Below are 20,813 nucleotides of genomic sequence, written 5' to 3' on the forward strand. Positions count from 1 at the left end.
CTCCCTTTACGGCAATTCAGACGTACAAGACTGACTGAAAATCTCGCCAGTTTGCGAAAACGACAGCACCATCAGACGCGATAAACTGCCCCACGCGTGCGCCTGATTACGCAAAATATAGTCACGGTTTTGCGGGTATAACACGGCGCGGTGCTGAGCGATTAACAGGCTCAGCGCCAGCCGCGAGGCGACCAGTTCGGGCAAAACGTGTTGTTCTGCCTCGCTCAATGGCTGCCGGGCGGTATACGCCGCAATCATCGGATGGCAATACTGGAATAGATTTTCGCCCTGGCTGTCGAGCTGATACGCCAGCGCCGTCGCCAGTTCGTTGATCAGCGGCGCACGCAGCGCATCGCCAAAATCGATAATCCCCGCCAGACGCTGCGGGTCTGCGCTTTTAACCAGCACGTTGTGCGCGTTCAGATCATTGTGGATCACCTGCTTGCGCAAAAAGCGGCTGGCGGGCACCACTTTTTGCTGATGGATATCCAGCACGCGGCTGATGGTGTGGCGCTGCACCGGGTCAGTCAGATGCGGGATCCAGCCTTCGAGGCGCGACATATCGCTGATGTCCCACAGCAAATCCCGTTTCGCGCCGGGATGTTCAAAATCGCTGAGCGCAATGTCGAGACGCGCCAGAGTGTCGCCGAGTTCGTGCATCAATGTCTGAGATCGCGGCACCTGAAATTGTGCGGTCCCCGGAAGGTAACTGACGGCGCGTAAAGTCAGGTTTTGTCCGCCGACGCTGACCTTCGGCGTCAGTTCACCACTGCGGCTTTCCTGCAAACGCGGCACCGGCAGCTGGCTGTCACGCAAGGCAAGATGACTGAGAATGGCGGTCTGAAAATCGACCTCTTCTGGCACTTCCGCCGGATTCACAAACCGCAGCATGTAAGCACGGCCTGAAAGCGTGGTCAGGCAAAAGTTGCTGTCGCGCTCTCCGCCCAAAATCTGTGCGCAACCCTCCAGGCCGTAAACCTGCGCGGCGATGTTTTCGGCCTGTGAAGGGCTGACGCGCGGCACGTCGGTAGTCAGCAGTGACGGCGCTTCAGACATGCTGACCGCCGTTAACGTGGATCTCCGCGCCGTTCACATAGGACGCACCCGACGTGCAGAGGAAATAAATCAGCGACGCCACTTCTTCGGCCTTGCCCAGACGCTGTAAAGGCACGCTGCGCTCGACGATTTCCTGCGTGCCCGGCGACAGAATGGCGGTATCGATTTCCCCCGGTGCAATCGCATTAACGCGCACGCCGTGCGGGCCAAACTCATGCGCCATTTCGCGGGTCAGCGTGGAAAGTGCGGCTTTGGAACAGGCATACGCCACGCCCGCAAACGGATGCACTTTGCTGCCCGCAATCGACGTAACGTTTATGATGCTGCCCTGCGCGGCCTTAAGTTCATCAAATAATCCGGTTGCCAGAATCGCCGTCGAGAACAGGTTGACGTTGAACACCTGTAACCAGGTGGCGTAATCGCTGCCGAGCACGCCCATTCGCCCGCCCGTCGGCGTTTTTGGCGAAATCCCGGCGTTATCCACCAGCGCATCAAGCCGTCCGCCAAGGCGCTCTTTAATCATCGGCAGCGCTTTCTGCACGCTGTCAATGTCTTCAAGATCCAGATGAATATGGTTGAGAAAACCTTCTGCCCAAGGACATTCGTCCACCCAGTTCTGACGCGACGCGGTGAAAATCTGCCATCCGGCAGCATAAAAATGTTTCACCGTTGCGTGACCGATACCGCGGCTTGCCCCGGTCAGCAGTAATGTTTTCTTCTCTGTCATGATGAAGGCCCTTACCCATTTGATATTTGATGCATCAGGAATAATCAAAAAAAGAGGACCTGTAAAGTCCTCTGAGTCATTTAATGTTTAATGTGCAGCGGAAGAGTGGCGCAGGCGTTCGCCACGGCGACGCAGAAGTTCCATCACCAGCAGTAAAATCAGCGATGCGCCGACCATCAGCGACGCCGCAGCGGCAATCGTCGGGTCAAGGTTTTCGCGGATACCGGCGAACATCTGGATCGGCAACGTGCGCTGACGCGGGCTGGCGAGGAATAATGTCACCACCACTTCGTCAAACGAGGCCGCAAACGCAAACAGCGCACCGGAAAATACGCCGGGCGCAATCAGCGGCAGAGTCACTTTACGAAATACGCGCCACGGCGAAGCGCCCAGACTGGCGGCGGCACGCGATAAATTGCGGTCGTAGTTCTTGAGGATTGCCGTCACCGTAATCACCACAAAGGGTACGCCGAGCAGCGCGTGCGCCAGCACCAGCCCCAGATAACTGTTGAGCAGGGAAACGCGGGCAAAGAAGAAGAACATCCCGACGGCGATGATTACCACCGGCGCGATCATTGGCGAAATCAGAATCGCCATCACCAGCGATTTGCCGCGAAACTCACCGCGCACTAATCCGACAGAGGCCAGAACGCCCAAAACGGTGGCCAGAATCGTCGCCAGCGGCGCAATCATTAGGCTGTTTCCCAGCGAACTCAGCCATTCATCCGAGTGGAAGAATGTGTGATACCAGCGGAGCGAAAAACCAGTCAGCGGATAACTCAGAAACGAGCCGGAATTAAACGACAGCGGCACGATAATCAGCACCGGCACAATCAGAAACAGCAAGATTGCCGCGCTGTAGAAGTTGAAACACCAGCGCCACAACCGCAAAATCAGCGCCCCTTTTTGTTTCATACTGTGTTTCATAGTCGGGCTCCTTTAGTTCGCTGCCACTTCGGCTTTGGTGCGCGTCACGCGGATATAAACGATATAAAGCAGCACCACAATCACCAGCAACTGGCTCCCGAGCGCCGCCGCCATTCCCCAGTTCATCGTGGTATTGGTAAAGAACGCAACAAAATAGCTGACCATCTGATCGCCCGGCCCGCCGAGGAGCGCGGGCGTGATGTAGTAACCAATCGCCATCATGAACACCAGCAGCGCCCCCGCGGTGACACCGGCATAAGTCTGCGGCACGTACACCCGCCAGAACGCAGAGAAAGGATGTGCACCGAGTGAAATCGCCGCGCGGACATAGTTTGGCGATATGCTCTTCATCACGGCATATAAAGGAAGAACGATAAACGGCAGCATGATGTGCGTCATCGAGATGTAAACGCCGAGACGGTTGAACACCATCACCAGCGGGTGATCGATGATGCCGGTGGAAAGCAGCGCGCGGTTGATCAGGCCACCGGATTGCAGCAAAACAATCCAGCTGGCGGTGCGGACAATCAGCGATGTCCAGAACGGCAGCAACACCAGGATCATCAGTAAGTTGGCGCGACCAGACGGTTGTTTCGCCAGCCAGTACGCCAGCGGATACCCGAGAGCGACGCAGCACAGCGTGACGACCAGCGCCATCCACAAGGTGCGAAGCAGCACGTTAACGTACAGCGCCTGGTCCGGCGGCAGTGCCGTAATTTTGCCGGTATCGACGTCAACTTTGCGGTCAAAAGCTGCCAGCAGATAATAAGAAGTCAGCGGTTTCGCCGCGCGCTGCAACGTCTGCCAGGTGCTCATTTCGCCCCACAGAGGCATGCTTTGGATCAGCGCCTCTTTGACCGGCGCGGTGCCTTCGGGCGCATGGCGTAATGTGCCGGTGATCAGACTGCGGTAGCGGTTATCCTCATAGCTCAGACGTTTGGCGACAGTCGCCATCTGGCCGCTATTGCGGGCGTTACGCAGATCCGTCACCAGCGCGGAAAACGTCGCTTCATCTGGCACGGTTTTGCCTTCCCAATGTGCAAGCTGCGCCACGGTTGCTGGCATTGTTTCGCCAAGCTCCGGGTTGGTCACACTTTTGCCCAAAATGGACGCAATAGGAAACAGGAAGCTGATAATCACAAATAGCAAAAGTGGCGCAATCAGCAGCAAAGAACGTCGCGTATACGCCGCTTCTACTTTGCGCAGGCGCTGACGCAGCGTCGGCCCTGAAGCGGCGTCGTCCGGCACCGGTGTCGTCAGCATTTCGGTCTGGCTCATAATTTTCTCCCGCGGCAAATTCTCTGGTATTACCCAACTCAAAGCACAAAATCATTCAGACTGAATCGAGGCGGCAAGCGAAGCGGATCCCCGGCAACAATCAAAAGACTGTGACCGGGGTGAGCAAATGAAGCCAACGCCGAGTCAGACCGAAAGATGACGGGTATTTACTTAGCAGCCCAGGCGTTGAAGCGCTGTTCTAAGTCTTCGCCATGCTCAATCCAGAAGTGAGTATCTACCTGCAAAGCGCCTGCCAGGTTTTTCTCGGCGGTTGGCAGGTTCTGCGCATATTTAGGGTCAATCATGCCGGTGACTGATTTTTCAGTCGGGCCGTAGGGGATGGTTTCGGCGAAGACTTTCTGGTTTTCAGGTTTGTTGGCGAAAGCGATGAACTGCTCGGCCAGATCTTTGTGTTTGGACCCTTTTACGATGGCCCAGCTGTCGAGATCATACAGGCTGTTGTCCCAGACCATTTTGAAATCATGGCCTTCGCCCTGCGCGGCGCTCACGCGGCCGTTGTAGGCGGAAGTCATCACCACATCGCCAGACACCAGCCACTGAAGCGGTTGTGCGCCGGATTCCCACCACTGGATGTTCGGTTTGATTTGATCGAGTTTTTTGAAGGCGCGTTCCACACCGGCTGGTGTGGCGAGCACTTTATAGATGTCTTCACGCTTCACGCCATCGGCCAGTAAAGCGATTTCCAGCGTGAATTTGGCGCTTTTGCGCAGTGCGCGTTTGCCCGGGAAATCTTTTACATTCCAGAAATCAGCCCAGCTGGTCGGCGCTTTTTTCAGTTTGCTGGCGTCATACGTCAGCACGGTTGACCACAGGAAAATGCCCGCACCACACTCGGTTACCGCACCCGGCACGTACTGCGTTTTGTCGCCCAGTTTGCTCCAGTCCAGCGGTTCAAACAGCCCTTCATCACAGCCACGGATCAGTTCCGGGCTTTCGACTTCGACCACGTCCCAGCCCACCTGTTTGGTTTCTACCATGGCGCGGATTCGGGCCATTTCACCGTTGTATTCGCCTGGCTCAATGGTGCCTTTACCGGCTGCTGCGAAAGGTTTGTAAAACGCTTTGTCCTGAGCGTCTTTATTCAGACCGCCGAAAGAGATCACTGTCAGAGATTCAGCCTGAGCCTGAAACATCAACCCGGCGAGAAGAGTGGTAAGGGCAATCTTTTTAAACATGCTGTGACTCCTGGGTTAACTAAAAAGTAAGGAAATCGCTAAGGTAACGGCATTGCTAAAATATGATGCATCATATTTTATGATGAAGCATAAACCATGCCATTACTGTTGAGTCCGTCCGCCGCGCCGGAAATGGCGGGCGGACAGGTTCTGAAGAGGCGTTATGTGATTTTTTTGTGCCTCATGACCACTCAGTTTCTTTTTATTGTCTGACCTTGCACAGCTGACGTGCATTTCTGCACCCTATCGGGACGTTGTGCGTCAGGATTACTCACCCAGCTCGATGCACAGATATTTCATTTCCAGATAGTCGTCCATACCGTGGCGGGACCCCTCCCTCCCCAGACCGGACTGTTTAATACCGCCGAACGGCGCGACTTCGTTGGAAATCAGGCCGGTATTAATGCCCACCATGCCGTATTCCAATGCTTCCGGAACACGCCACTGGCGCGCGGCGTCACGCGTGAAGAGATAAGCCGCCAGCCCGAATTCGGTATCGTTAGCCATCGCCACTGCCTGCGCTTCATCGGTAAAACTGAAAACCGGCGCAACCGGTCCGAAGGTTTCTTCGCGCGCAAATTTCATCGCAGATGTCACACCGCCAACCACCGTCGGCTGGAAGAACGTGCCGCCGAGTGCGTGTGGCTGCCCCCCGGTGAGTATCATTGCGCCGTGCGAAAGCGCATCGTCGATGTGTTCACGCACTTTACTGACTGCGGCGTCGTCGATCAGCGGCCCTTGGGTGATACCGGTTTGAGAGCCCTCGCCAACTTTCAGCTTTTCCACTTCTTCAACCAGCCGCTTTACCAGCGCCGGGTAAATCCCCCGCTGGACATAAATCCGGTTAGCACAGACGCAGGTTTGCCCGCTGTTACGGAATTTCGAGGCCATAATACCGGCCACGGCGCGCTCTAGATTGGCGTCATCGAACACGATAAACGGCGCGTTACCGCCCAGTTCCAGAGAGAGTTTTTTCACCGTCGGCGCGCTCTGCGCCATCAGGATGCGCCCGACTTCGGTAGACCCGGTGAAGCTCAGTTTGCGAACCACCGGACTTGCGCACAGCACTTTGCCGACATCCTGCGCAGAACCGGTGATCACCTGCAATACGCCCGCCGGTATGCCCGCTTCCACCGCCAGTTGGCCGAGCGCTAAAGCACTGAGCGGCGTTTGTTCAGCCGGTTTCACGATCATCGCGCAACCGGCTGCCAGCGCCGGTGCGGCTTTACGGGTGATCATTGCCGCCGGGAAATTCCAGGGCGTGATGGCCGCGCAAACGCCAATCGGTTGTTTCAGCACCAGCATGCGTTGCGACGCCTGAACCGGAGCCAGCACGCTGCCTTCGACGCGTTTCGCCTCTTCGGCAAACCATTCAATAAAGGACGCGGCGTAGACGATTTCACCTTTTGCCTCTGCAAGCGGTTTACCCTGTTCCGCGGTGAGCAATGCGGCCAGATCGTCCGCATGTTCCAGCATCAGCTGCGCCCATTTCTGCATCACCGCAGCACGTTGTTTACCGGTTTTTTCCCGCCAGCCCGCCTGAGCCTGTTCGGCGTAAGTAATCACCTGCGCCGCCTGCGCCGGCGTAATTTGCGGAACGCTGCCGATCACCGCGCCCGTTGCCGGATTGATGACGTCTCCGCGTTCGCCATTTTCGCTGTCAACCCATTCGCCGTTGATCAGGCATTGCTGGCGAAAAAGTTCTGTATGTTTTAGTTGCATAGCGTTCCTCAGTCAGCCAGTACGCGGGACAAAATGGCCAGCGCGTCTTTGAACTGCGCATCCGGAATGGTCAGCGGATACAGGAAACGGATCACGTTACCGTGGACGCCGCAACTCAGCATCAGCAAACCGGCATCCAGCGCTTTACGCAGATACTGTTTGGTCAGTTCAGCGGATGGTTTGCCTGTCGCCGGGTCGTTGAATTCTGCCGCGACCATGGAACCGCGCGCACGCACATCGACCAGTGCAGGACATTTTGCTTTGGATTTTTCCAGGGTTTCGATCAGTTCAGCCCCCAGGCGATTAGCGCGTTCGCACAGTTTTTCTTCCCGGATAATGTCCAGAACGGCCAGCGCAGATGCTACGGCCAGCGGATTACCGGCGTACGTACCACCCAGACCGCCCGGTTCCGGTGCGTCCATCAGTTCTGCGCGGCCGGTTACGCCGGAAATCGGGATCCCGCCGCCCAGGCTTTTCGCCATGGTGACTAAATCCGGTCGGGCATTCGGGTAATAATCAGACGCAAACATTTTGCCGGTACGTGCAAAGCCGCTCTGCACTTCATCCGCAATCAGCACGATGCCGTGACGGTCGCAGATGTCGCGCAGACCTTTCACAAAATCTTCCGGCGCAATGTTAAAACCCCCCTCACCCTGGATCGGTTCGTAAAGAATGGCGGCAACCTGCTGCGGGCTGATATCACTGCGGAAAATACGTTCGATACTGTCCAGCGCCATTTCGGTGCTGACGCCGTGTTGTGTATTCGGATACTGCCCGTGGAATACCGACGCCGGGAACGGACCGAAGCCCACTTTGTAGGGCACGACTTTGCCGGTCAGTGCCATGGTCAGTAAGGTGCGGCCGTGGAATGCGCCGGAGAATGTGATAATACCGGGACGACCGGTGGCAGCGCGGGCAATTTTCACCGCGTTTTCTACCGCTTCGGCACCGGTACTGAAGAAGGTGGTTTTCGCTTTCCCTGACACAGGCGCTATTTCGTTGATGCGTTCGGCCAGCGTGACAAAGCTTGCATAAGGCACAATCTGGTAGGCGGTGTGCGTGAACAGGTCGAGCTGATTGCGGATCGCTTCGACAATTTTCGGATGGCGATGGCCGGTATTGAGCACGGCGATCCCGGCGGTGAAATCGATATATTCACGGCCCTGCTCATCCCACAACGTTGCGTTTTCCGCCTTCGCTGCATAGAAATCACACATGACGCCGACACCACGTGGTGTCGCTTCTTTACGGCGTTTTTCCAGTTCGCTGTGACTCATCTTTCGCTCCTGCCTGAAGGTTATGTTTTGGAGATTGCCGGTTGCAAGGTGAACAATTTGTCGAAATAGCAATCCGTTCTTGTTTTTTATCCCGTCAGCGGTTCTATAATCCAGAACCAGTTTGAATTATTTTGAGGATCCACTTTTGCGCTCACTGCTCTCTGACCTCATTTTTCAGCGTCTCACCGGTCTTTCTGAATCTTCCGGAGGCACGCTGAACAAGCGCGTTTATCAGGCATTACAACAGGCTATCTTTGACGGCAGCATCAGCCCCGGCAGCCGTTTGCCTGCGTCCCGGGACCTGGCCAAAGAACTGGATATTTCGCGCAATACGGTACTGGCGGTCTATGAGCAATTGCAGGCCGAAGGCTACATTCAGACACGTACCGGAAGTGGTACCTTCGTCACATCCGATTTACCGGAAGACGGTGTAATTGCAGACAAAACCACCACGCGCTGTACCCCGCTCCGCAGCCACGTTTCACTTTCCAAACGCGGCACGAATTTGCTGACGCGTACCGGCGTGGCGTCGCACCAGTGGGGCGCATTTATGCCGGGCGTGCCGGATGTCACAAAGTTCCCTCATGACATCTGGCGCAAGCTGCAAAACCGCCTGAGCCGCCGCCTTCATCCGGAATATCTCACTTATTCGCGCCACGGTGGCTGCCCGGAACTCCAGCATGCGCTGGCCGATTACCTGCGTATTGCGCGCTCCGTGGACTGTACCGCCGATCAGATCCTCATCACCGCCGGTACGCATCAGGCTCTCGATTTACTGGCAAAAATGCTCTGCGATCCCGGTGATGTGGCCTGGATTGAAGAACCCAGCTACTGGGGCATTCGCAATGTGCTCTCCATCAACGGCGTGGATATTCAGCCGATACCGGTGGATGAAAACGGTATGGATCCGCCTGAAAATCCGCCAGAAAGCCGCGCGCCAAAACTGATATGCGTGACACCGTCACATCACTATCCGCTGGGTGCGGTGATGAGTCTGGCGCGCAGACAGAAAATTCTTGCGATGGCCAGCCAGCAAGGCAGTTGGGTGGTGGAAGATGACTACGATAGCGAATTCCGCTATTCCGGCAGCCCGATCCCAGCGCTGCAAGGCCTGAGCAGCGATGCGCCGGTGATTTATATCGGGACGTTCAGCAAAACGCTGTACCCGGCAATGCGAATCAGTTACGTCGTTTTGCCGCGACCTCTGGCTTCCCGCCTCAAGATTGCGCATTCCGAGTTGTACCGTGCGGGTAACGGACTGACGCAACTTACGCTGGCAGAATTTATCCGCGAAGGCCATTACGCGGCGCATATCCGCCGGATGCGGCTGATCTACGGCAAGCGGCGTAATGTGCTGACGAAGCTGATTGAGCAGGAGCTCGGGCCGGAGTTTTTAAGCGAAAACAGTAATGCCGGATTGCATCTGATTTTGTCGTTGCCTGATTCGATTGATGACGTGGCGCTGAGCGCGGAGCTGGAGCAAAAGCGTGTGCTAACCCGTCCGCTTTCCGCCTATTACCTGCGTCCGGCCCCGCGGCGCGGGCTTTTGCTCGGTTATGGCGGTGTTTCGGAGGAAGAAATTGTGCCCGCGTTTGGGCATATCGTGAATTGTTTGCGGCGCAGGTTGCAATCTTGCAGTGCGCAAGAAGCGCTGACTGAGTTCACTGAAACGGAAGCTGGCGACTTGCCTGATCCTGCGTAATCCCTCCTTCACATTGCTAGCAATAACCCGAAAGTATTTAAAAATAGCAATAAAATTCATAAGCCTGCGAGATTTCCCTCAGGCTTTTTTTTGTGGTTTTTTGCTAAAAAATGCTTGTTAGCGTTTCTGGTGGGTGGTAAAGATTTTTAATAACGCCACACAAACAGTCCTTCTGAGGATGTTTTATGCATGATTTGTGCCGGGTTGCGTCATCCACTTTCCAATATTTTTTTCGCGGAGTGCCTGTTATGAGAACGTATGTCAGCTTCAAAAATATCAAGAAGAGCTATGACGGCGATAAACTGGTCGTTAAAAACCTCAATCTTGATGTCCACGAGGGTGAATTTTTGACGCTGCTTGGTCCTTCAGGTTCCGGCAAGACTACCAGCCTGATGATGCTTGCCGGGTTTGAGACACCGACTCAGGGCGAAATTCTTCTGCGCGACAAACCCTTGCATAACTTGCCGCCACATCAGCGTGATATCGGGATGGTGTTCCAGAACTATGCTTTGTTTCCGCATATGACGGTGGCTGAAAATCTGGCGTTTCCGCTGACGATACGCCGTCTTAACAAGACGGATATCAAGGAGAAAGTTGACCGCATTCTGGACATGGTCAAACTGAAACCGCTGGCTGATCGCTATCCGGCGCAAATGTCCGGCGGGCAACAGCAACGTGTCGCCCTCGCCCGCGCTCTGGTGTTCGAACCGAAACTGGTTTTGATGGATGAACCGCTCGGCGCGCTGGACAAACAGCTGCGCGAACATATGCAAATGGAAATTAAGCAATTGCATCAGATGCTGGACCTGACGATTGTCTATGTCACGCATGATCAGAGTGAAGCAATGACCATGTCTGACCGCGTTGCGGTATTTAATGACGGCGTTATCCAGCAAATGGACAGCCCGAGCGTGATTTATGAAAAGCCAGATAATGCGTTTGTTGCGCAGTTCATCGGAGAAAATAACAGTCTGCTGGCAACCAATACGGCAGCCGAGGGTGATTTTTATCGTGCATCGCTCGATGACGGCACAATTCTGCGCGCCGTTAAAATTCGCCCGAGTTCACCTGGTAAGAAAATTTTGCTCTCAATCCGCCCCGAGCGGATCAGTATCAACAATCCTCAGCCGGGTATGGAACAGATCAAAGCGCGAATTAAACAGTTCATCTATCTGGGTGACCATGTCCGCATGATGACTGAAGTTGCCGGTCAGGATAATTTCATGGTTAAGCTTTCTGCCGCACACATGAATCCGGATTGGAAAGCCGGATCAGAAGTTCTTCTTTCCTGGTTGCCTGAACATCTGCGTGCACTTGATGTTGTGACTCATTAATTCCGCAATTCAAATCTCTGAATCATACAATCACATAATCCCGAGATTATTTAATCTTGGGATTTATGATTTCTACATCTTGTCATCTTGTCATCTTGTCATCTTGTCATCTTGTCATCTTGTCATCTTGTCATCTTGTCATCACAAGATAAATCCCAGAATCTTACAATCACAACATCATTCATACCTGTATTCCATAATCATAAAATCACGCCATCCAGAAATCCTGCCATCCTAACTTTCATCATTAATAATGTTAATCCTGAGATTTCAAGATTCTGTAATCTTACAAAATCTCTATATCTCAGAATCCTTGAATCTTAAAAGGATGCATTCCTTGACTCCATAATCATGGAATCTCTGAATCCCTATGCATCGTGAGAATCTTGCAATCCCGTGATTTGTTACAAAAATCCTGTAATCTCATAATCCTATTTAAAATCATAGAATCCTGAAATCTTCTGATGATAGATCAGAACCAGCTTAACCTGGAGTGTATAACGGATTGATTTATAATGAATGATTATGGAATCATTGAATCCTGATGCGGAATCATGAAATCCAGGGATTCTCTTATAATCTCAGGATTACATGATACACATTGATAAGTTAAGCGAACTCTTATCTATGAGTAATCCCATACTCCTGTAATCCTCATTAAGATTGCAGGAGCGTAGCATCCTTGAATCCTTGCCTTCGTATATATCCCCCCTCTCTACAGGCAATTCAAGATTCAAGGATTGCATAATCCCTGAATCTTACTTTCACATCCTGACCTTCCGGGATTTTGCAATCTCAGGCATATCAGAATCTTTTAATCCTGTAATCGTAGTATGTTGATTATGTATCCCATGATTCCAGAATCACCCCATGTGGAAATCCTAGAATCTATAAATCACCAGATGGTGAGATGGTGAGATGGTGAGATTTTCTGGGCTACTGTTGTGGACGTCAACACCAGCCGAAACTTTTTATCACTTTAACTGACATGATAATCCCACGAGAAAATCCCAAGATTGCAGAATCATAAAATCACAAGATGACAAAATCCTGATAGTTTCATGTTGTACCATTGTTCTCTGAGATAGAAACTTCAGTCCTATCCGGCTGTAATCATGAAATCCCAAACCCCTGAGATGATGGGATTCAAAAATCACAACTTTCTGAACATAATGCTACCAACGCGCTCTGTTAACTGGTAATCACGTAATCCTGAAATCACGGGATAATATAATTCGGTAATCCTAAAATATTGAAATCATCGGATGTAATCTTTATAGTAGTGCTTCAATCCTGTGATTCATGGATTTTTAAATCCCAGAATCCTATGATTATATAAATAATAAATCCCAAAACCTTAAGATTACGGGATTCAATAATCTTCATTTAGCGCTTCATCAAGAGGTTGTTATGGCAGCGAAAATTATTTCTTTCCTGAACGGGAAGGGCGGGGTAGGGAAAACCACGACTTCTATTAACATCGCAACCTGTCTTGCACGACAAGGTCATAAAGTTGTGATGGTCGATACCGATCCACAGGGAAGCATCAGCAACTGGTACGACGAAAGTAAATGCCAGTTCGACCTGGCAGAAGCCGCATCAGAAAAAGAAGTCTATACCGTACGCAAGCAGTTGAAAGAATATGACTACGTCGTGATCGACGGTGCTGCAGCAATCTCGGCAATTTCATCAGCAGCCGTGATGGTCAGTGATTTAGTGCTGATACCCGTGACACCGTCACCTTTAGATTTTGCAGCCTGCGGCGCTATACTTGCCGTTGTTGAGGCGCGTGAAAATTTACAGCCTGTGATCGCGCGTTTTCTGATCACCAAGAAAGTCGCATCCGCTAAGATGCTGGAAGTCTTGAAAGAATCTATTGCTGATACAGGCGTTCCGGCCCTGCGCACAGGGACGACTCAGCGTCAGGTTTATATCCGTACCATGATGGATGGCGGAACAGTCTTCGATACAACGGACGGTAATGCGAAAGGCGAGATTGAAATTATGACCAAAGAAATTACGGAGTTGCTGAAATGAAAATGAAACTTGGCCAGCACAGACAATTAACTACAGCACTAGATGCTGTAGCCAAACCGCCGGCATCGGTAAAGAAATTACAGACCAATATCGATGAAGAGCTGCATCGCCGGTTCAAAACAAGCTGCTTCCTGCAAGATCGCGAGATGAAAGACGTTCTGACAGAGCTGATCAATGCCTGGCTTATCACCAACGAACGTTCCTGATCGTTTATACCGTTTGGATCGGGTCTCATCAGGCCCGTTTCTGTTTCTAAAGCCTGCACAACCTTGTCCCGTCTGGTGTTACCTCTTCCCAATCCTTTCTGCGATAACGTCACCATTCCTTATCAGGATCCCAAGATCAAATAGTGTTTTGTTTTATTTATAAGTTTAGATCTTTCTCTTTAAGAGAGGTTTTTTTCTATGTAAATCAGCAGAATAAAACGTGTCTTGTGGAGGTATTTCCTGCCCGAAGTGGAGATCCTTCCTGTTGGATGTGGATCCTTTTCATGATCAATGTAGAGCTTTTTCCTGTGGATAATTTCCTTACAGATCAGTCCACTGAATATGTGGAGCTTTTTTCTGTGGACAGTTTTCCTGGGAACCCCTGACATAAACATCAGCTTAGATTTAACGCTAACATATTGCCACAACTCATATTTCTGATAGGTGGAGTGATTTCCTGATCCCTTAAGGGGTACACATGTGGAGACATTTCCTGTGACAGCGTCACGTTGTGTCACGTAACAGAGAGGATCATCCTGGTCAGGCATAATCTGCTTTAGAAATCGGTATCCGGGCAGCAGAACAGGGCATATGTGGAAGATTTTCCTGAACTAATCAGCGGTTATGTGGAGACATTTTCTGATCTTCAAAACACTATTCAAACGAACTCTGAAAAAATATAATGTGTACAAACAATTGGTTATGAATTATGTGACATTGTCACTTACCTATATGTGGAAGAATTATCTGATCAAACGTGTGTAAATTCGCGGTAACTGTCCGGTCAGTTAAGCCCCTTACGATGGAATACGTGGAAGTATTTCCTGATCCCGCGCATTGCTATACGTGGAAAGATTTCCTGAGATCGTAACGCCCCCTTATGTGGAGTTATTTCCTGATCGCCAATCGAGCATCCCCAAATGTGGAGACATTTTCTGATCCCCGGGACACATATACGTGGAAAGTTTTCCTGCAGATCCCATTTCAGACAGGAAACGGGTCGGGGTGATGAAATGAGAAGAGGATCACAAAGCCGATTCCGGTCAGTTAACGTGCAATATGAACTTATATGTGGAAGAATTTTCTGATCGGCAGGGAAGATCAGCGCGTATCTCAGATATTCCGTGTTGGAGATCTTCAGCTCGATAAGTGGAGTAATTTCCTGTAAAAAGCGAGCCGATCCAGCATGTTAAAAAAAGGATCCCAAATGCGGAGGAAAATCATATGTGGAAGTTTTTCCTGATCGAAGTTTTAGGGGGTACGCCTAAGTATATGAAAATAAATGAATAAATAACGCTTGTTTTTACTTTACGCCAGTATTTTTTATGTGGAATAATTTACCTACTTTCCACTTATGGATCCTGCTACATGGAACTGAATAAACTCACCGTAGTTCAGGGGAACGATCTTCTTGAAGGCGCCTACAGCGTTACTCTGGATGAAATGCGCTTGCTCAACCTGGCGCTGGCACAAATTGATAGCAGGAAACCTCAACCGGACACGCTATATCGACTTTTCCCTCAGGATTACCAGCGGATCTACGGGGTAAACCCGACCAGCAGCCACCGCCAGTTGCGCGAAGCTGCAGAAAGCCTGATGAAAAAGCCGGTCACCATCTACAAACCGGATACGAAAACTGGAAAGGTCCGGACCGTTCAGCTTTCGTGGTTCTCGCGGCTGGAATACGTCAGCAGTGATGATCACAGCGCCGTTGTACTAAGATTCGGTCAGGACGTCGCACCCTATCTTTATGAATTAAAAGAGTCTTTTACCAAACTCAATTTTGCGAATATCGCAAAACTGGATACGCCGTTCTCCGTGCGGCTGTATGGCTGGTTAATCAAAGCCAAAAACCTCTACGGGCGACGCAGCGGTAAAGCCATTGAAGTGACCCTGGATCTTAACTGGATGCGCGAGAAGGCCGGTTTGGCAGGCAAATACGAAGATTACCGTGACTTCCGACAGAAGCTGCTTGAACCGACGATCAACCGGATCAACGCCAATACCGATATTTCCGTGGTCTGGGAGCCGGTGAAGCAGGGCAGAACCGTTGTTTCGATCAAGTTCGCCTATGTCGATGAGTCAGCGCCAGAAGCCAGTAAACCGCTGCGCCCGCGCTTACCGCGCCGTCCACGCGCTGTGGCAGGCTCTGCGCTGGAAGGCGAGTGGGCACGCCGCTGTATCACCATCTTCGAAGAGTATCGTGAGAAATTAAGCGCTTACGACGTAGAAGAAAAGGCGACGTTGCCGGATCTGCGCAAGCTTTCAGGCTGGTACAAGCTAATCGGCGAGAAAAGCAAACAAAAAGAGATCCTCTCTGAGGTCAGTTCCCGCAGTAAGAAAACCGCAGCCTGACACTCCGGCCGGAAAGCATTGCGAAATGAACGGTGTATCTTCGATGAGATACGCCGTTTTTTTTGTACGGATCTTGAGGATTACGGCGTCCATTACAGTTAACTCACTGATTACTCTACTCCGTATAGTTAGTAAGTACTTACTGGGTGCGGGCAGGAAATCATTCCACATTACCCGTTTTGGCGGCTTTTTCAGCGTACTGCCCAAAAGCTATAAGCCATATTTTTTCGTTGTTAGACAAGGACAAACCCCAACCTTACTCTTCGTCATGTTTTGTAAACCTATTGCACACTTATTGATGAGGGATGTCACTTGGCTACGTTACTCACTTCTGCCTCCGCGCAATCAGTCACCCGCGCGCGCCGCACCGTTTCTTTTAAAATCGCATTGCTGGCCAGCGCCGTAATGTTTTCTTCTTTATCCTTTGCGGACGATGTTCTCAAAGAAGGCATCACGCCGGCCACTGACGCCAGCCAGGTTCCTGCTGCCGCGAAGCTGCGAACAGATACTGTGATCGCCGGGATCTCCGAACCACAGGGCATTTTTAACCCTTATTTCTTCGTGAATGGTTGGGATGAAAACGTCACCAACGTGATCTTCGCCCGCCTGATTGACTGGGACAGCCAGGGTAAACTGGTTCCGGGTCTGGCGGAAAGCTGGACGGTCAGCCCGGACGGTAAAACGTATACCATCAAACTGCGTCCGAACCTCAAATACAGCGACGGTTCTTCGCTGACGGCGGAAGATGTCGCGTTCACGCTGACCGTGCTGTATGACCCGAAATATGATGGCGATACCGATATCACCCTGGCACATATTGCCGGTGGCGATGAATACAAGCAGGGCAAAGCGGACAGCGTCAGTGGTCTGAAAGTTATCGACCCGCTGACCCTTCAGGTGACGACCACGCAACCGGGCGCGACCACGCTGCAGAAAATCGGCGGGCCGGTGCTGTCGAAAGCCTATTACGGCAAAGATTATCAGCGTGGAAATCTCGATACACTGCGTACGCTGCACGGCAAACCGCTGGGTAATGGCCCTTACGTTTACGACAAATACATTCCGGGGCAGGAGATCCGTTTCCACGCCAACACTCACTATTACCGCGGTACGCCTCCGACGCCACGTTTCATTTATCGCGTCACCAACCCGTCGACGAACTTCCAGTTATTCCAGACCGGTGATACCGATTACGACGCCTTTACGTCGCGTCCGGATGATATCGAACAGCTGAAACTGCTGGGTTTTGCGAACATCAACCTTTACGGATCCAGCGATTACAGCAAGATTGAGTTCAATCTTCATCGCCCGGTATTGCAAGACGTAAAAGTTCGTCAGGCGCTGATCTACGGTCTGGATCGCCAGAAACTGATCGACGTGGTGTATCAGGGCTACGGCACCGTGGCTATTGAGCCGATCGCGCCGATCTCCTGGGCGTATAACACCGACGGCGTGAATCCGTACAAATTCGATCCGGCGCAAGCCAATAAGTTATTGGATGAAGCGGGCTGGAAAACCGGTACGGACGGCATTCGTGTGAAAGACGGCAAACGTCTGGAACTGACGCTGCTGGTCAGCAAAAAAGTGCTGAACGACGCGTTGATCCCGATTGCCAAAGAGGATTATCAGAAAATCGGTGTGCTGTTGAAACCACAGGTCGTGGATTTCAACGCGCTGATGTCGCAACGTAAAGCGGGGAATTACGATCTGGCGTCATTCAGCACCAGCACGCTCAACGATCCGCACGACGGCGTCTGGGATTACTACAGCACAGAAGCCAAAGAGCAGGGTTATAACAATCCGGAAGTGGATAAACTGATCAACGAAGGCAATGCGACGCTCGACATCGAAAAACGTAAACCCGTTTATCACGAACTGTACAAAGTTCTGGCGAACGATCCTCCGGTGATCCTGCTTGGCAACCGTAAGATTTTGTCTGCCAGCAGTGCACGCGTGACCGGTTTCAAACCGGATATTTACAACGGCCTCACCGGCAGCCTGCCGGATGTCAAAATCGTCAAATAATCAGAAATCACGTTGCTGCCGGTCTTTACCGGCAGCTTCAATGAGAAAGTCATGAGAAATTTCATTCTGCGTCGTTTGTTTCAAACCATCCCGATGTTGTTCCTCGCTTCGCTGCTCATCTTTATGCTGTTTGCCAAAACACCGGGCGATTTTATCGACGGAAATATTACCCTGACCGCACAGCGTGCCGCTGAACTCAAAGCGTTATACGGCCTCGATCAACCGCTGCTTAGCCGCTATCTGCACTGGCTGGGGAACCTGCTCCAGGGCGATCTGGGATTTTCGCTGCAATATCAGATCCCGGTGAGTCAGTTGCTGAATCAGTACATCTGGAACTCCTTCCTGCTGGCGACCATCGCGATGGTGCTGTACTGGGGTATTGCGCTGGCGGTAGGCATTGTTTCTGCCATGAAACCCTATTCGCTGTTTGATCATGTCGTCAGCGTGGTGATATTCGCGGCGATGTCATTTCCGACGTTTTTCCTTTGCCTGCTGCTGATCAAATGGTTTGCCGTTGATCTCCACTGGTTGCCGGTCGGTGGCATGACTAATACCGGCAGCGACGCTATGGGCTGGGCCTGGGTGATGCAGGTCGCGGCGCACCTGGTGTTACCGGTGGTTGCGCTGGTGATGCTCCAGGCAGGCAGCCTGACGCGCTATTTCCGCGCCAGTATGCTGGATGTTGTACGCATGGATTTCATCCGCACCGCGCGCGCCAAAGGGCTGCGCGAGCGCACTGTCATCCTCAAACATGCACTGCGGAACGCGCTGTTGCCGATTATCACGCTGCTAGGATTCGAACTGCCGGGGCTGTTTTCCGGTGCGCTGATCACCGAAAAAGTCTTTAACTGGCCGGGCGCGGGGCACATTCATATTGATTCGCTGGCAGCGCGTGATTATCCGGTGCTGATGGGATTCACGCTGTTTCTGGCGGTTCTCACCATTCTGGGCAACCTGATTGCCGATGTACTTTATGCGTGGGCTGACCCGCGTATTCGTGTGAGGTCGTGATGTTTGGATCATTATTTTCCACCAACCGCCGGCTTCGCCAAGCGGAAATTCCGGCGATGGCGCAGGTGACACCGTCACCGTGGCAGCAGGCCTGGAAATCGTTGCGCCAAAACCGGTTGGCGATGTTTTGCCTCATCCTTCTGCTGGTCATGGCGGTCTGGTGCATAGTGGGCCCTTACTATTCGCCATGGCGCGATGACGCCACAGATGCGCTGATGATTAATAAAGCGCCAAATGCCGATCACTGGCTGGGCACCGATTTTCTGGGGCGCGACGTCTACACGCGCCTGCTTCTGGCCGGGCGCATTTCACTGATTATCGGTCTGCTCACCATGCTGCTCTCCGTGACGCTCGGCTATCTGATGGGCGCAGTTTCGGGGTATCTGGGCGGAATTGCTGACAAAATCATTATGCGCTTTGCCGATCTGGTGATGACCATTCCGAGCCTGCCGCTGCTGATTGTGATGGGCGCGATGCTCTCGGAACTGGATTTCTCGCCGGATTCGCGCGTCTATATGGTGATCGTGATGCTCAGTTTGCTGGAATGGCCGAAGCTGGCGCGTCTGGTGCGCGGGCAAATTCTGTCCCTGCGCGAGCGTGATTTTATGCTGGCGACGCAGGTGCTTGGGTTATCCGCGCGCCGTCGTCTGTTCGGCCATCTGTTGCCCAATACCGTGCCCATTCTGGTGGTGATGGCGACGATGGCGGTGGCAAACGCCATTCTCAGTGAATCGGCGCTCAGCTATCTCGGGCTGGGCGTGGTGCCGCCGACGCCTTCATGGGGAAATATGATGGACGCGGCCAACAGCCTGATCGACTTCCAGCGTCGTCCGTGGTTATGGATGCCGCCGGGTGTGGCGATCTTTATCACCGTTATTGCGATTAACGTACTGGGCGATGGCCTGCGCGATGCGCTCGATCCTAAGATGAAACGGAGCAAAAAATGACTAAACCGTTGATCCGTTTTCATCAGCTTTCGCTGTCTTTTTCCAGCGATCAGGGGCGCGTGCGTGCGGTGCAGGACGTCACGTTTGACGTTCAGGCCGGGCAAACTGTCGGCATTGTGGGAGAATCTGGTTGCGGAAAAAGCGTCACGGCGATGTCGCTGATGGGATTATTGCCGCCACAGGCCGCGCGTATTGATGGCGGCGAAATCCTGTTTCAGGGGCGTGATTTACTGAAATTGCGCCCGTCGCAAATGGCTGATTTACGCGGCAACCAGCTGGCGATGATTTTTCAGGAACCAATGACTGCGCTGAATCCGGTGCTGACCATCGGTGAACAGCTGGTTGAGCCGCTGATCCGCCATCTCGGGGAATCGCCAAAATCGGCCTGGGAAAAGGCAACGAAGATGATCACAGAGGTCGGGCTGGCGCGTGCAGAAAGCCTGATGACCAGTTATCCGCACCAGCTTTCGGGCGGTATGTTACAGCGCATCATGATTGCGATGGCGCTGAGCTGTAAGCCGCAGCTGCTGATCGCCGATGAGCCCACGACGGCGCTGGACGTCACCGTGCAGGCGCAGATCTTACGGTTGTTACGCGATCAGGCGCGGCAAAATCACATGGCGCTGATGCTGATTACGCATGATCTGGGCGTCATCGCGCAGATGGCCGATCACGTGGTGGTGATGTACGCCGGGAAAATTGTTGAGCAGGGCGCAACGGCGGAGGTGCTGCGTAATCCGCTGCATCCGTACACGCAGGGGCTGATCGCGTCGCGGCCCACGCCGGGTGAGCGCCGTCGGCGGTTGTATTCCATTCCTGGTCAGGTACCAGATCTGGCGGCGCTGCCGCCGTACTGTGCTTTTACCGATCGTTGTGAACGTGCCACCGACCACTGTCGTCAGGGGATCCCGCCGCTGGAAGGGCGGTCGCGGCAGGCGGCCTGTTTTTACAGCGGGCTGAGTCCGACAAATGAAATGACGCAGAAGGAGTTGCAGCCATGAGTGCTGAAAATC

At 52.5% G+C, this 20,813-nt stretch carries 16 protein-coding genes; 9 read left to right on the forward strand and 7 right to left on the reverse strand.

The window, feature by feature from the left end:
• Positions 1–6: 6 nt before the first annotated feature.
• From ACLBVC_RS03630 to ACLBVC_RS03660, 7 genes are all read right to left on the reverse strand, one after another.
• Positions 7–1,056 carry a phosphotransferase gene (locus ACLBVC_RS03630; protein ID WP_410148158.1) on the reverse strand — a complete coding sequence of 350 codons (1,050 nt, stop codon included), beginning with the start codon at positions 1,054–1,056 and terminating at the stop codon, positions 7–9.
• Complete coding sequence (locus tag ACLBVC_RS03635; RefSeq protein WP_410148159.1) at positions 1,049–1,783, reverse strand: SDR family NAD(P)-dependent oxidoreductase; 735 nt, start codon at positions 1,781–1,783, stop codon at positions 1,049–1,051. Before ACLBVC_RS03635 ends, ACLBVC_RS03630 begins: the two co-directional genes overlap by 8 nt.
• Positions 1,784–1,870: 87 nt before the next feature.
• Positions 1,871–2,710: an ABC transporter permease gene (locus ACLBVC_RS03640; RefSeq protein ID WP_410148161.1), complete on the reverse strand. Its 840-nt coding sequence runs from the start codon at positions 2,708–2,710 to the stop codon at positions 1,871–1,873.
• Between the two features lie 12 nt (positions 2,711–2,722).
• The gene (locus ACLBVC_RS03645) at positions 2,723–3,988 is read right to left on the reverse strand and encodes an ABC transporter permease (RefSeq protein ID WP_410148162.1); all 1,266 of its coding nucleotides are present in this window, start codon (positions 3,986–3,988) and stop codon (positions 2,723–2,725) included.
• A 167-nt stretch (positions 3,989–4,155) separates the two neighbouring features.
• Positions 4,156–5,184, reverse strand: a complete 1,029-nt coding sequence (locus ACLBVC_RS03650) for an ABC transporter substrate-binding protein (RefSeq protein ID WP_410148164.1) — start codon at positions 5,182–5,184, stop codon at positions 4,156–4,158.
• 267 nt (positions 5,185–5,451) lie between these two features.
• Positions 5,452–6,906 carry an NAD-dependent succinate-semialdehyde dehydrogenase gene (locus tag ACLBVC_RS03655; protein WP_410148166.1) on the reverse strand — a complete coding sequence of 485 codons (1,455 nt, stop codon included), beginning with the start codon at positions 6,904–6,906 and terminating at the stop codon, positions 5,452–5,454.
• Between the two features lie 8 nt (positions 6,907–6,914).
• Entirely contained in the window at positions 6,915–8,183 is a 1,269-nt protein-coding gene (locus ACLBVC_RS03660) for a 4-aminobutyrate--2-oxoglutarate transaminase (protein ID WP_410148168.1), read from the reverse strand.
• A 145-nt stretch (positions 8,184–8,328) separates the two neighbouring features.
• On the opposite strand from ACLBVC_RS03660, the gene pdxR reads away from it, so the two are divergent.
• The 9 genes from pdxR to ACLBVC_RS03705 all read left to right on the forward strand — a co-directional run bounded on the left by pdxR (position 8,329) and on the right by ACLBVC_RS03705 (position 20,801).
• Complete coding sequence (pdxR, locus tag ACLBVC_RS03665) at positions 8,329–9,885, forward strand: MocR-like pyridoxine biosynthesis transcription factor PdxR (protein WP_410148169.1); 1,557 nt, start codon at positions 8,329–8,331, stop codon at positions 9,883–9,885.
• Positions 9,886–10,133: 248 nt separating this feature from the next.
• Positions 10,134–11,219 carry an ABC transporter ATP-binding protein gene (locus ACLBVC_RS03670; RefSeq protein WP_410148171.1) on the forward strand — a complete coding sequence of 362 codons (1,086 nt, stop codon included), beginning with the start codon at positions 10,134–10,136 and terminating at the stop codon, positions 11,217–11,219.
• A 1,410-nt stretch (positions 11,220–12,629) separates the two neighbouring features.
• Positions 12,630–13,256, forward strand: coding sequence for a ParA family partition ATPase (gene parA, locus ACLBVC_RS03675; protein ID WP_014341720.1), 627 nt, complete (start codon positions 12,630–12,632; stop codon positions 13,254–13,256).
• On the forward strand, positions 13,253–13,462 hold the full coding sequence (locus ACLBVC_RS03680; RefSeq protein WP_101078106.1) for a plasmid partition protein ParG: 210 nt from the start codon (positions 13,253–13,255) through the stop codon (positions 13,460–13,462). Before parA ends, ACLBVC_RS03680 begins: the two co-directional genes overlap by 4 nt.
• Before the next feature lie 1,368 nt (positions 13,463–14,830).
• On the forward strand, positions 14,831–15,817 hold the full coding sequence (locus ACLBVC_RS03685) for a replication initiation protein (RefSeq protein ID WP_104925214.1): 987 nt from the start codon (positions 14,831–14,833) through the stop codon (positions 15,815–15,817).
• A 405-nt stretch (positions 15,818–16,222) separates the two neighbouring features.
• Positions 16,223–17,842, forward strand: coding sequence for an ABC transporter substrate-binding protein (locus ACLBVC_RS03690; protein ID WP_410148805.1), 1,620 nt, complete (start codon positions 16,223–16,225; stop codon positions 17,840–17,842).
• Positions 17,843–17,893: 51 nt separating this feature from the next.
• On the forward strand, positions 17,894–18,853 hold the full coding sequence (locus ACLBVC_RS03695; RefSeq protein WP_410148174.1) for an ABC transporter permease: 960 nt from the start codon (positions 17,894–17,896) through the stop codon (positions 18,851–18,853).
• On the forward strand, positions 18,853–19,800 hold the full coding sequence (gene opp4C / locus ACLBVC_RS03700; protein WP_410148176.1) for an oligopeptide ABC transporter permease: 948 nt from the start codon (positions 18,853–18,855) through the stop codon (positions 19,798–19,800). Before ACLBVC_RS03695 ends, opp4C begins: the two co-directional genes overlap by 1 nt.
• Positions 19,797–20,801 carry an ABC transporter ATP-binding protein gene (locus ACLBVC_RS03705; RefSeq protein WP_410148177.1) on the forward strand — a complete coding sequence of 335 codons (1,005 nt, stop codon included), beginning with the start codon at positions 19,797–19,799 and terminating at the stop codon, positions 20,799–20,801. The genes opp4C and ACLBVC_RS03705 overlap by 4 nt, the downstream gene beginning before the upstream one ends.
• Positions 20,802–20,813: the final 12 nt, after the last annotated feature.

It is taken from the genome of Rahnella selenatireducens, assembly GCF_046449555.1.
GTDB classification, from domain to species: domain Bacteria; phylum Pseudomonadota; class Gammaproteobacteria; order Enterobacterales; family Enterobacteriaceae; genus Rahnella; species Rahnella selenatireducens.

Excerpts from the sequence above, each read along its gene's own strand:
- ACLBVC_RS03630 (WP_410148158.1), bottom strand. The coding sequence starts at position 1,056 with ATGTCTGAAGCGCCGTCACTGCTGACTACCGACGTGCCGCGCGTCAGC.
- ACLBVC_RS03635 (WP_410148159.1), bottom strand. The coding sequence starts at position 1,783 with ATGACAGAGAAGAAAACATTACTGCTGACCGGGGCAAGCCGCGGTATC.
- ACLBVC_RS03640 (WP_410148161.1), bottom strand. The coding sequence starts at position 2,710 with ATGAAACACAGTATGAAACAAAAAGGGGCGCTGATTTTGCGGTTGTGG.
- ACLBVC_RS03645 (WP_410148162.1), bottom strand. The coding sequence starts at position 3,988 with ATGAGCCAGACCGAAATGCTGACGACACCGGTGCCGGACGACGCCGCT.
- ACLBVC_RS03650 (WP_410148164.1), bottom strand. The coding sequence starts at position 5,184 with ATGTTTAAAAAGATTGCCCTTACCACTCTTCTCGCCGGGTTGATGTTT.
- ACLBVC_RS03655 (WP_410148166.1), bottom strand. The coding sequence starts at position 6,906 with ATGCAACTAAAACATACAGAACTTTTTCGCCAGCAATGCCTGATCAAC.
- ACLBVC_RS03660 (WP_410148168.1), bottom strand. The coding sequence starts at position 8,183 with ATGAGTCACAGCGAACTGGAAAAACGCCGTAAAGAAGCGACACCACGT.
- ACLBVC_RS03670 (WP_410148171.1), top strand. The coding sequence starts at position 10,134 with ATGAGAACGTATGTCAGCTTCAAAAATATCAAGAAGAGCTATGACGGC.
- parA (WP_014341720.1), top strand. The coding sequence starts at position 12,630 with ATGGCAGCGAAAATTATTTCTTTCCTGAACGGGAAGGGCGGGGTAGGG.
- ACLBVC_RS03680 (WP_101078106.1), top strand. The coding sequence starts at position 13,253 with ATGAAAATGAAACTTGGCCAGCACAGACAATTAACTACAGCACTAGAT.
- ACLBVC_RS03685 (WP_104925214.1), top strand. The coding sequence starts at position 14,831 with ATGGAACTGAATAAACTCACCGTAGTTCAGGGGAACGATCTTCTTGAA.
- ACLBVC_RS03690 (WP_410148805.1), top strand. The coding sequence starts at position 16,223 with ATGTTTTCTTCTTTATCCTTTGCGGACGATGTTCTCAAAGAAGGCATC.
- ACLBVC_RS03695 (WP_410148174.1), top strand. The coding sequence starts at position 17,894 with ATGAGAAATTTCATTCTGCGTCGTTTGTTTCAAACCATCCCGATGTTG.
- opp4C (WP_410148176.1), top strand. The coding sequence starts at position 18,853 with ATGTTTGGATCATTATTTTCCACCAACCGCCGGCTTCGCCAAGCGGAA.
- ACLBVC_RS03705 (WP_410148177.1), top strand. The coding sequence starts at position 19,797 with ATGACTAAACCGTTGATCCGTTTTCATCAGCTTTCGCTGTCTTTTTCC.